General features: G+C 68.2%; 11 protein-coding genes. 4 read left to right on the forward strand and 7 right to left on the reverse strand.

Features of this window, described 5'->3' with window-relative positions; all coding sequences use genetic code 11:
* Window positions 1-295: 295 nt before the first annotated feature.
* Genes nrdF through nrdH form a run of 5 tightly spaced genes read right to left on the reverse strand, consistent with a single transcriptional unit; the run spans window position 296 to window position 4,958 of the window.
* Window positions 296-1,270, reverse strand: coding sequence for a class 1b ribonucleoside-diphosphate reductase subunit beta (nrdF, locus tag ASD19_RS07805; protein ID WP_055990831.1), 975 nt, complete (start codon window positions 1,268-1,270; stop codon window positions 296-298).
* Window positions 1,263-2,081 (reverse strand): NUMOD3 domain-containing DNA-binding protein, encoded by an 819-nt coding sequence (locus tag ASD19_RS14045; protein WP_235563002.1) that lies wholly within the window; start codon window positions 2,079-2,081, stop codon window positions 1,263-1,265. Before ASD19_RS14045 ends, nrdF begins: the two co-directional genes overlap by 8 nt.
* Before the next feature lie 18 nt (window positions 2,082-2,099).
* Window positions 2,100-4,262, reverse strand: a complete 2,163-nt coding sequence (nrdE, locus tag ASD19_RS07810; protein WP_055990835.1) for a class 1b ribonucleoside-diphosphate reductase subunit alpha — start codon at window positions 4,260-4,262, stop codon at window positions 2,100-2,102.
* Window positions 4,241-4,675: a class Ib ribonucleoside-diphosphate reductase assembly flavoprotein NrdI gene (gene nrdI, locus ASD19_RS07815; protein WP_055990839.1), complete on the reverse strand. Its 435-nt coding sequence runs from the start codon at window positions 4,673-4,675 to the stop codon at window positions 4,241-4,243. The genes nrdE and nrdI overlap by 22 nt, the downstream gene beginning before the upstream one ends.
* Window positions 4,676-4,724: 49 nt before the next feature.
* On the reverse strand, window positions 4,725-4,958 hold the full coding sequence (nrdH, locus tag ASD19_RS07820; protein ID WP_055990842.1) for a glutaredoxin-like protein NrdH: 234 nt from the start codon (window positions 4,956-4,958) through the stop codon (window positions 4,725-4,727).
* 412 nt (window positions 4,959-5,370) lie between these two features.
* Between nrdH and ASD19_RS07825 the strand changes: the two genes are divergently transcribed.
* From ASD19_RS07825 to ASD19_RS07835, 3 genes are read left to right on the forward strand one after another with little or no spacing between them, the layout of a single operon-like run.
* The gene (locus ASD19_RS07825) at window positions 5,371-6,591 is read left to right on the forward strand and encodes an MFS transporter (RefSeq protein ID WP_327040473.1); all 1,221 of its coding nucleotides are present in this window, start codon (window positions 5,371-5,373) and stop codon (window positions 6,589-6,591) included.
* A 26-nt stretch (window positions 6,592-6,617) separates the two neighbouring features.
* On the forward strand, window positions 6,618-7,388 hold the full coding sequence (locus ASD19_RS07830) for an alpha/beta fold hydrolase (protein ID WP_055990845.1): 771 nt from the start codon (window positions 6,618-6,620) through the stop codon (window positions 7,386-7,388).
* Window positions 7,385-8,554 (forward strand): acyl-CoA dehydrogenase family protein, encoded by a 1,170-nt coding sequence (locus ASD19_RS07835; protein WP_055990848.1) that lies wholly within the window; start codon window positions 7,385-7,387, stop codon window positions 8,552-8,554. The genes ASD19_RS07830 and ASD19_RS07835 overlap by 4 nt, the downstream gene beginning before the upstream one ends.
* Window positions 8,555-8,556: 2 nt before the next feature.
* On the opposite strand, the gene ASD19_RS07840 is transcribed toward ASD19_RS07835, so the two are convergent.
* On the reverse strand, window positions 8,557-8,829 hold the full coding sequence (locus ASD19_RS07840) for a metal-sensitive transcriptional regulator (RefSeq protein ID WP_055990851.1): 273 nt from the start codon (window positions 8,827-8,829) through the stop codon (window positions 8,557-8,559).
* Window positions 8,830-8,881: 52 nt separating this feature from the next.
* Here ASD19_RS07840 and ASD19_RS07845 point away from each other — a divergent pair, with 52 nt between their 5' ends.
* A complete protein-coding gene (locus ASD19_RS07845) occupies window positions 8,882-10,153 on the forward strand; it encodes a DUF445 domain-containing protein (RefSeq protein WP_055990853.1) in 1,272 nt (423 codons plus the stop codon).
* A 4-nt stretch (window positions 10,154-10,157) separates the two neighbouring features.
* Here the strand turns inward: ASD19_RS07845 and ASD19_RS07850 are convergent, their stop codons facing one another.
* Window positions 10,158-10,634 carry a YbaK/EbsC family protein gene (locus ASD19_RS07850; protein ID WP_055990856.1) on the reverse strand — a complete coding sequence of 159 codons (477 nt, stop codon included), beginning with the start codon at window positions 10,632-10,634 and terminating at the stop codon, window positions 10,158-10,160.
* Window positions 10,635-10,792: the final 158 nt, after the last annotated feature.

The following is a 10,792-nucleotide window of genomic DNA, read 5'->3' on the forward strand; positions in this document are numbered from 1 at the left end:
CGTCTGGGCCGTTTGACGCCGATCGAGTTCGAGACCATCATGAACCAGAACCTGGCCCTCGCGGCCTAACCGAAACTGTCACCACTTCGTTCAGCAGACCCGATCTGCAGGCCGCACGGTCCATTGCCGAACTTGCTTCGACCGTCGTGGGGATTCCCTGCCTCGTGATCACGGCTCTGGCGACAGCGATAGCCGCGTCGCGGAAGCCGCGTTGATCGATCGCCTCAAGGACAAGCCAGAGGGCCCGCCGCGTTACACGCAGGCGAGCCCTCCAGCGACTCCGATCAAGTCGGATTCAGAAGTCCCAGTCCTCGTCCTCTGTGACCTCGGCCTTGCCGATGACGTACGACGATCCCGAGCCCGAGAAGAAGTCGTGGTTCTCGTCAGCGTTCGGCGACAGGGCCGACAGAATCGCCGGATTCACGTCGGTCACGCTCGAGGGGAACATCGACTCGTAGCCGAGGTTCATCAGCGCCTTGTTGGCGTTGTAGTGAAGGAACTTCTTGACGTCCTCGGTCAGGCCGACCTGGTCGTAGAGGTCCTGCGTGTACTGCACCTCGTTGTCGTAGAGCTCGTAGAGCAGCGAGAACGTGTAGTCCTTGATCTCGTCGCGCTTGGCCTGGTCGACCTTCTCGAGCCCCTTCTGGAACTTGTAGCCGATGTAGTATCCGTGCACGGCCTCGTCGCGGATGATGAGGCGGATGAGGTCGGCCGTGTTGGTGAGCTTCGCGCGGCTCGACCAGTGCATGGGCAGGTAGAAGCCCGAGTAGAACAAGAAGCTCTCGAGCAGGGTCGAGGCGACCTTGCGCTTGAGCGGCTCGTCGCCGCGGTAGTACTCCATGACGATCTGCGCCTTGCGCTGCAGGTTCGGGTTCTCGATCGACCAGCGGAACGCCTCGTCGATCTCCTGCGTCGAGCACAGCGTCGAGAAGATCGACGAGTAGCTCTTCGCGTGCACCGACTCCATGAACGCGATGTTGGTGTACACCGCCTCCTCGTGCGGGGTCAGTGCGTCCGGGATGAGCGAGACGGCGCCCACCGTGCCCTGGATGGTGTCCAGCAGCGTGAGGCCCGTGAAAACACGCATCGTGAGCTGCTGCTCACCTGGCGTCAACGTGTTCCACGACTGGATGTCGTTCGACAGCGGCACCTTCTCGGGCAGCCAGAAGTTGCCCGTGAGCCGGTTCCAGACCTCGACGTCCTTGTCGTCCTCGATCCGGTTCCAGTTGATTGCCTGGACGTGGTCGAGAAGCTGCAGCTTCTCACTCATCGGTGCTCCCTTTCAGATTCTTCATGTCGTCGAGGCAATGATCGCAGGTGTCCTTGAACACGCCTTTGTTGGTGTGGTGACGGGTGTGCGCGCTTCGTCGACTGCTGGGCATCGGCCTGCCTTTGAGCTTCTCGGATCGTCGTCGCCGACCCTCTTCACTCATGGTCTTGCCGAAGTTCGGGTTTCGCTCACCCCGCTTCTGCTCGGATAGGCGGGCTCGGGTTTCATCCGAGCGCTTGCGACCGTAGCTGGGGTGAGCTGGGCCGAACTTGCCGTAGTTGGGATTGAGTTCGCCGGTGATGGATCCCTTCCTCATCTCCGACCAACGCGCACGTTGCTCATCGCTGTGCAGTCGTCGCCCCCAGTGCGGCGAATCGGGGCCCCGTCGGTGGACTCCCGTGGGTCGCCCGCGAGCCCGCTCGCCCGCGGCCCGTCGCTGTTCTTCCGTCCAGACGTAGCCTCGAACGCCGTCTCCCCCGTCGGTGAGGTTGAGGAGCCGGTCACCGCGGTCTCGGAGAGCAGCGATCCAGCGCCGCTCCGCCTGGAATAGATCTGTCAACGAATCGCTCATCACCAGCTCCAGCGACTCGAAGTACACCGATTCCGGGTTCTCGTACTTGCGGAGCCAGTCGTACACAGGACGTTTGCGTCCTTCTCTCGCCGCCTTGAAATGCTGCTTCCGCCGGGAAGAGACCGTTCGTGTCGTCATGCCGACGTAGCGATACTCTGTCGACCCGATCTCCCGCACGCCGTACACGACGCCGGCGAATGGCCAGCCCGCGTTTCGCGACGTACGGGAGATCTCGGTCAACAGAACCGCATCCTTAGGTCAGAGCGTGCAGCTGACGCACTGATCCATCGACGTGCCCTCGAGGGCCATCTGACGCAGGCGGATGTAGTAGATCGTCTTGATCCCCTTCTTCCACGCGTAGATCTGAGCCTTGTTGATGTCGCGGGTCGTCGCCGTGTCCTTGAAGAACAGCGTGAGCGACAGGCCCTGGTCGACGTGCTGCGTGGCCGCCGCGTACGTGTCGATGACCTTCTCGTAGCCGATCTCGTACGCGTCCTGGTAGTAGTCCAGGTTCTCGTTCGTCATGAACGGCGCCGGGTAGTAGACGCGGCCGAGCTTGCCTTCCTTGCGGATCTCGATCTTCGACGCGATCGGGTGGATCGACGACGTCGAGTTGTTGATGTACGAGATCGAGCCGGTCGGCGGCACCGCCTGCAGGTTCTGGTTGTAGATGCCGTGCTCCTGGATGGAGGCCTTCAGCTCGCGCCAGTCGTCCTGCGTGGGGATGTGGTGGCCGGCGAAGAGCTCCTTGACCTTCTCGGTCTGCGGCACCCACGCCTGCTCGGTGTACTTGTCGAAGAACTCGCCCGAGGCGTACTTCGACTCCCAGAACCCGTCGAACACCTGCTTGCGCTCGATCGCGAGCCTGTTCGACGCGCGCAGCGCGTGGAACAGCACCGTGTAGAAGTAGATGTTCGTGAAGTCGATGCCCTCTTCCGAGCCGTAGTAGACGCGCTCGCGGGCCAGGTAGCCGTGCAGGTTCATCTGGCCGAGGCCGATGGCGTGCGACTTGTCGTTGCCGTCCTCGATCGAGCGGACCGAGCGGATGTGGCTCTGGTCGCTCACCGCGGTGAGCGCGCGGATCGACGTCTCGATGGTCTTGCCCAGGTCGGGCGAGTCCATCGCGAGCGCGATGTTCAGCGAGCCCAGGTTGCAGGAGATGTCCTTGCCGATCTGGTCGTACGAGAGGTCCTCGTTGAGCGTCGTCGGCGTGTTCACCTGAAGGATCTCGCTGCAGAGGTTCGACATGTTGATCCGGCCCTTGATCGGGTTGGCCCGGTTCACCGTGTCCTCGAACATGATGTACGGGTAGCCCGACTCGAACTGGATCTCGGCGAGCGTCTGGAAGAACTTGCGCGCGTTGATCTTGGTCTTCTTGATGCGCGGGTCGTCGACCATCTCGCGGTACTTCTCGGTGACCGAGATGTCGCCGAAGGGCACGCCGTAGACGCGCTCGACGTCGTACGGCGAGAAGAGGTACATGTCCTCGTCGTTCTTGGCGAGCTCGAACGTGATGTCCGGCACGACGACGCCGAGCGACAGCGTCTTGATGCGGATCTTCTCGTCGGCGTTCTCGCGCTTGGTGTCGAGGAACTTCATGATGTCGGGGTGGTGCGCCGAGAGGTACACCGCGCCCGCGCCCTGACGTGCGCCGAGCTGGTTGGCGTAGCTGAACGAGTCCTCGAGCAGCTTCATGACGGGGATGATGCCGCTGGACTGGTTCTCGATCTGCTTGATCGGCGCGCCGGCCTCGCGGATGTTCGACAGCAGCAGGGCCACGCCGCCGCCGCGCTTGGAGAGCTGCAGCGCGGAGTTGATGCCGCGCGCGATGGACTCCATGTTGTCCTCGATGCGCAGCAGGAAGCAGCTGACGAGCTCGCCGCGCTGCGCCTTGCCGGCGTTGAGGAACGTGGGAGTCGCGGGCTGGAAGCGGCCCGAGATGATCTCCTCGACGAGGTTCCACGCGAGGTCCTGGTCGCCGTCGGCGAGCGCGAGGGCCGTCATGACGACGCGGTCCTCGAAGCGCTCGAGGTAGCGCTTGCCGTCGAAGGTCTTCAGCGTGTAGCTCGTGTAGTACTTGAAGGCGCCGAGGAACGTCTCGAAGCGGAACTTCTTGCCGTAGGCGAAGTCGTTGAGCTTCTCGATGAACTCGAACGGGTACTTCTCGATGACCGCGGCCTCGTAGTACTCCTTCTCGACCAGGTAGTCGAGCCGCTCGCGGAGCGAGTGGAAGAACACCGTGTTCTGGTTGACGTGCTGCAGGAAGTACTCCCGTGCGGCGCGCTTGTCGGCGTCGAACTGGATCTTCCCGTTCTCGTCGTACAGGTTCAGCATCGCGTTCAGGGCGTGGTAGTCCAGGCCCTCGAACTTCGCGTTGTGCTTGAAGTCGGCTTCCGTGGTCACCGCTGCTGCTTCCACCATCGTTCCAATCCGTCGCTGACGCGATCGACGTCGTCGGGTGTGCCGAAGAGTTCGAGCCGATACAAGTGGGGCACGTGGCACTTGCGGCTGATGATGTCGCCGGCGATGCAGAAGCCTTCGCCGAAGTTGGTGTTGCCGGCCGAGATGACCCCTCGGATCCCCCGGCGGTTGCGTTCGTCGTTCAGGAAGCGGATGACCTGCTTCGGCACCGCTCCCCGCCCGTCTCCCCCGCCGTAGGTGGGGGTGACGAGCACGTAGGGCTCGTCGACGACGAGGGGCTCGTCGCCGCGGTGGAGAGGGATGCGCCGGGCCGGCTTCCCGAGCTTCTCGATGAAACGCGCCGTGTTGCCGGACACGCTCGAGAAGTAGACCAGGAGCGGAGTCTCCGTGTCGGCGACTGTCGCGGCGGTCATCTCATCTCCCTCTCGGTCGCGGTTCTCGTCGAAGGGCGCGCGAGCGCCTTCAGGCGAGACGGGCGGCGAGCTCGTCGATCTTGTCCGGGCGGAAGCCCGACCAGTGGTCCTCGTCCGTGATCACGACGGGAGCCTGCATGTAGCCGAGGGCCTTGACCTGCTCGAGAGCGGCCGGGTCCTGGGAGAGGTCGAGGACCTCGTAGTCGATGCCCTTCGAGTCGAGCGCGCGGTACGTGGCCGTGCACTGGACGCAGGAAGGCTTCGTGTAGACCGTGATCGCCATGGCGCTTTCTTCCCCCTTGTTACGTGTGCTGCCCGGCGCACCTCCGCCGGGACCTCAATACTACATATGGGTGCGGACATTGAGGGTCACCACTAGGACTAGTAGTTACACGGTTGTCATTTTCCACCGTTCTCCACCGCTCCACCACAGGTCCATCCACCGATCCGTCCACAGGCGGGACCCCGTGCGAGCGCCCCGCGATGGCCGGGAAATCGCGGTTCGCGCGCTGCACGAGACCGCCTCTCCACAGATGGAACGCTAGGGCGGGCCTCCGACATCCCACAGGGTGTGGAATCGGCCCCTCGGCGTGTCGCGGCGTGTCGCGATCGGGCGCTCCGCAGCGGCCCGGGAGCACCCTCGGATGGCCCGCTCATCGGGCGTTCCCACGGGTCCGGGGAGATAGCGTGAGGACGTGTCGTCCTCCGCCTCCGCCTATCGCGAGCTCGCCCGCACGCCGGGCGTCATCCGCATCATCGCCGCCCAGCTCACGGCGCGGTTCCCGTCGGGCATGGTGAGCCTCGGCATCCTCATCCACATCGAGCACATGACCCACTCGTACGGGGCGGCCGGGACGGTGCTCGCCGCCATGTCGATCGGCCAGGCCGTCGCCGGCCCGATCACGAGCCGCTGGATGGGCCGCTGGGGCATGCGCCCCGTGCTCTCGCTGCTCACGCTCGTGTACGCCGCGACCCTGACGGCCCTGGCCCTGGCGCCGCTGCCCGTGCCGGTGCTCGTCGCGCTCGGCCTGATCGCGGGCCTCGCGACGCCGCCGGTCCAGTCCGCGGTGCGCACGATCTACCCCAAGCTGGTCAACTCGCGGCAGCTGACCGCCCTGTACTCGCTGGACGCCTCGCTGCAGGAGCTGATCTGGGTCGTCGCTCCCGTGCTCGTCACGTTCCTGGCGCTGCAGATCTCGTCCGTGGTGGCGCTGCTGGCCGTCGTGCTCATCGCGCTCCTGGGCGGCGCCTGGTTCATCTTCTCCCCCGAGGTGGGGCGCGTCCGCATCCCGCGGAGCCGGGCGGCGTTCGGACGCGTCCTGCGCAAGCCGACCGTGATCCTCACCACCTCGATCGGCCTGCTGTTCATCGGCGCGACGGCCGCGATCGAGACCGGCATCGTCGCGACCTTCGGCGAGGGCGGTCTCGAGTCCGGGCTGGTGCTCGCGGCGTACGCCCTCGGCAGCCTGGCGGGCGGCCTGGGCTCCGGCGGCATCCCGATGAGCCCGTGGTCCACGGCGCGCCGGCTCTGCATCGTCGCGCTCGGCAGCGCCCTGACGCTCGTGTGGCTGGGCAACCCGTGGTGGCTCGGCTTCGCCCTGTTCGTCGCCGGCGTCGGGTTCGCGCCCGCCCTCGCCTCGATGCTGGCCGCCACGTCCGCGAGCGTCAAGTTCAGCGAGACCGCCGAGGCGTACGGCTGGATCAACACGGGCCAGCTGATCGGGGCCGCGCTCGGCTCGATGATCGGCGGGTTCGCGATCGACGGCACCGGGCCGGTCGGCGCCTACTACGTCAGCATCGGGATGGTCGTGCTGGCCGCCGTCGTTGCCGCGGTGTTCCACCGCGGCTTCCCCGATCTGCGCCACCGCGACGCCTCGCCCATCCCGGACACCGAGCAGGTGCCGGTGATCACGTGACGCGCCTGCCTGCATAGGCTGGGCGCATGACCGCACGTCCCGCACCCGTGACCCTGCCCCGGCTGCACTGGGGCGATCCGTCGTCGCCGCGCCGCGTGCTGCTGGTGCACGGCCTGGGCTCGTCGGGCGCGCTGATGTGGCGCTACGGCGTCGCGCTGGCGGAGGACGGCTGGTCGGCCACCGCGGTCGACCTGCGCGGGCACGGCGACGCGCCGCGCGCCCTCGACTACACGATCGCCGCGTACGCCGCCGACCTCCGCGGCACGCGGCCCGAGGGCGGGGACGCCTGGGACCTCGTCGTCGGCCACTCGCTGGGCGGCGCGTCGAGCACGCTGGCCGCCGCGGACGCCCCGGACTGGACCCGCCGGCTGGTGCTCGTGGACCCGGCGATCTTCCTGCGCGACCGCGACGCCGGCATCGTCCGCCGCAGCCAGGAGCGCGCGTTCGCCGACAACCGTGCCGAGGCCGTGCGCGAGGAGCACCCGCACTGGCACCCGCACGACATCGAGCTGAAGGTCGACGCTGTGGCGCGCGGCAGCCGCTGGGCGGTCGAGCAGACCAGCGCGCAGAACAGCCCGTGGGACGTGCGCGAGGCAGCCGCCCGCCTCACCGTGCCCACGCACGTGATCGGCTCGGACCCCGACGTCTACAGCATCTTCGACGGCGAGCTGGCCGACGAGGTGCTGCGTGCGAACCCCGCCCTCACCATGTCGGTGGTGCGCGGGGCCGGGCACTCCCCGCATCGCGACAAGCCCGAGGCGACCATGCGCGCGCTGCGCGAGGTGATCGCGCGGTGACCGGGGCCGGCGCCTTCGATCCGCGGGACGTCCTGACCGACGAGCTCGTCGAGCGGATCCGCTCGCGCGCCGCCCGCGTGGACGCCGACAACGTCTTCCCGGACGAGGACCTCGCCGAGCTGCGCGACGCCGGATACCTGCGCGCACTGGTGCCCGCGGATCGCGGCGGGCTGGGGCTGGGGCTCACCGAGGTCTCGGCGCTGCAGCAGCGTCTCGCGGAGGCGGCGCCCGCGACGGCGCTCGCGATCAACATGCACCTGGTCTGGACCGGCGTCGCGAAGGTCATGCAGGATCGCGGCATCGCCGATCTGCGATTCGTGCAGGAGTGCGCCGCCGCGGGCGAGGTCTTCGCATTCGGCATCAGCGAGGCCGGCAACGACCTGGTGCTGTTCGGCAGCGACACCGAGGCCGCCCCGCTCGACGACGGCTCCTACGCGTTCACGGGCACCAAGATCTTCACGTCGCTCGCCCCGGTGTGGACCCAGCTCGGCGTGCACGGTCTCGACACCTCCTCTCCCGACGCGCCACAGCTCGTCTACGCGTTCCTGGCGCGCGACGAGCGCGTGGTGACGCGCGACGACTGGGACACGCTCGGGATGCGCGGCACGCAGAGCCGCACCACCGAGCTGCACGGGGCGGTGGCTCCCGCCGACCGCGTGGTGCGACGCGTCGCCGCCGGCCCGAACCCCGACCCGATCGTGTTCGGCATCTTCAGCGTGTTCGAGGTGCTGCTCGCGTCGGTCTACACGGGCATCGCGCATCGCGCGCTGGACCTCGCGGTCGCCGCCGCGCAGGCGCGCCGATCGAAGAAGACCGGTCGCCCGTACAGCCAGGATCCGGACATCCGCTGGCGCATCGCGGGCATGGCGCTGGCGTACGACGCGCTGCCGCCCCAGCTCGCGTCGATCGCCCGCGACGTCGACGAGCGCGTGGACCACGGAGCCCGCTGGTTCTCGCTGCTGTCCGGGCTCAAGCACCGCGCGACCGCGACCGCCAAGCAGGTCGTCGACGACGCGATGCTCGTGGCGGGCGGCTCGTCGTTCTTCGCGACCAGCGAGCTGTCGCGTCTCTACCGCGACGTGCTCGCGGGCGCGTTCCATCCGTCCGACCCCGAGTCGGCGCACGCCACCGTCGCGACGGCCTGGCTGGGCCCGCTCGAGGGCTGAGGTCAGCGCCCGTCGAAGTCGAAGGCCCGCAGCAGCTCGGCCACGGCCTGCTCGCGCTCGGCGTCGCCGTGCTCGAACATGTGCGTCACGTGGGTGCGCAGGTGGTTCTCCAGCAGCAGGCGGTTGAGGGACTCGAGCGAACGCTGGATCGCACGGGACTGCGTGATGATGTCCATGCAGTAGTCCTCGTTCTCGATCATCCGGCCGAGACCGCGCATCTGCCCCTCGAGGATGCGGGTGCGATGCAGAGCGCGCTTCTGGATGTCTTCGATCACGCTCACGAGCGTACGCCGGGTTGACCGGGAGGGGCGTGCGAGGATGGCCGACATGGCACGCACCCCCGTGGAGCTCCTGTCGGCTGCGGACCAGGAGCGCCTGTTCGCGCTCCGGCGCATGAAGGCGGTCGCGCTGGGGGCGCTGATCTTCATGGCCGTGCTGTTCGTCGTCGGCTTCGCGCTCCAGGACCGGCTGCCCGCGCTGGCGTACCTGCGCGCCGCGGCAGAGGGCGGGATGGTGGGCGCCCTGGCCGACTGGTTCGCGGTGACGGCGCTGTTCCGCCGGCCGCTGGGGCTGCCCATCCCCCACACGGCGATCATCCCGACCCGCAAGGACGAGATCGGGCGGAACCTGGGCGAGTTCGTCGAGACGAACTTCCTCGAGGCCGAGGTGGTGCGGCGCAAGCTCGCCTCCACGCCGATCGCCGCGCGCCTGGGAGCCTGGCTGCGCGCGCCCGAGCATGCGGAGCGGGTGGCGTCCGAGGGCGCGGCCATGGCGCAGGGCGTGCTGCGCGCGCTGAGCGACGACGACGTGCAGGATGTCATCGAGTCGCTGGCGCGGGAGCACCTGATCGAGCCCGGGTGGGGCGAGCCGCTCGGCGGATGGCTCGAACGCGTGATCGACACGGGGGCGCACCACGGCGCCGTGGATCTGGCCGCCGACACGGTCGCGGCCTGGCTGGACGCGAACCCGGAGGTGTTCCAGGGCCTGGTGTCGCGTCGCCTGCCCTCGTGGGTCCCGTCGATCGCCGCGCGGCTCGTTGACCACACGGTGTACAACGAGGCCGTCGCGTTCGTCGGCGCGCTGCGCGCCGACCCTCGTCACCCGGCCCGCGGCGCGATCGACGACTACCTCGCGCGACTCGCGTTCAACCTGCAGCACGATCCGGTCACCCGCGACCGCCTCGAGCAGGCCAAGGCGACGCTCTTCGACAGCCCACGCGTGCGCCGCCTCGCGGCCGAGGCGTGGGGCGCCGCGAAGCAGGGGCTGCTGCGTGAGCTCGACGAGCCCGGGAGCGCACTGCGGACGCGCGCGCGGGATGCGCTCGTCGAGATCGGCGAGCGCCTGCAGAACGAGCCGTCCCTGCGCTCGCGCGTGGACGACTGGGTGACCGACGCCGCCGTGTTCCTCGTGGAGCGCTACCGCAGCGACATCGCGTCGCTCATCACCGAGACGGTCGAGCGCTGGGACCCGCAGGAGACGACGGAGAAGATCGAGCTCATGGTGGGCCGCGACCTCCAGTACATCCGGCTCAACGGCACGGTCGTCGGCGCGCTCGCGGGGCTCGTGATATTCACGATCGCGCACGCCCTCCTCGGCTGAGCCGTCAGTCGACGCGCTCCACCCGCCCGCCGGTGAGCCTCACGAGCTCGTCGAAGGTCAGCGGGAAGACGGTGTGCGCCGTCCCGGCGGCGGCCCACAGCTGCGGGAACCGCGCGAGATCGGCGTCGACGATCGTCGCGATCGGCGCCGGATGGCCCGTCGGAGCGACGCCGCCGATCACCTGACCGGTCGCCTCGAGCACCTGATCGGCCGTCGCGCGCCGGATGCGCCCCGTGCCGAGCCGCTGTGCCAGTGCGGCCGTGTCGACCCGGTGCGCACCGCTCGTCATCACCAGCAGCGGGGCATCGTCGCACCAGAACACGAGGCTGTTCGCGATCGCCCCGACCTCCACGCCAAGAGCGGCCGCGGCCTGGACTGCGGTGGCGGCCGCGTCGGGGAGCACGACGATCTCCGCATCGATCCCGGCCTCGGAGAGGCGCTGGGACACGAGCACGCTGCGCGGATGGAGTTCGGTGGGCATGCGCTCCAGTCTAGAAACGCAGAACGCCCCTCCGCGCAGGCGGAGGGGCGTGAAACGCAAGAGGGCCACCCAGCGTTGGGTGGCCCTCTCGTAAAGGAAGTCCGGCGGTGTCCTACTCTCCCACAGGGTCCCCCCTGCAGTACCATCGGCGCTGAGAG

Source organism: Microbacterium sp. Root53 (genome assembly GCF_001426925.1).
GTDB lineage: Bacteria > Actinomycetota > Actinomycetes > Actinomycetales > Microbacteriaceae > Microbacterium.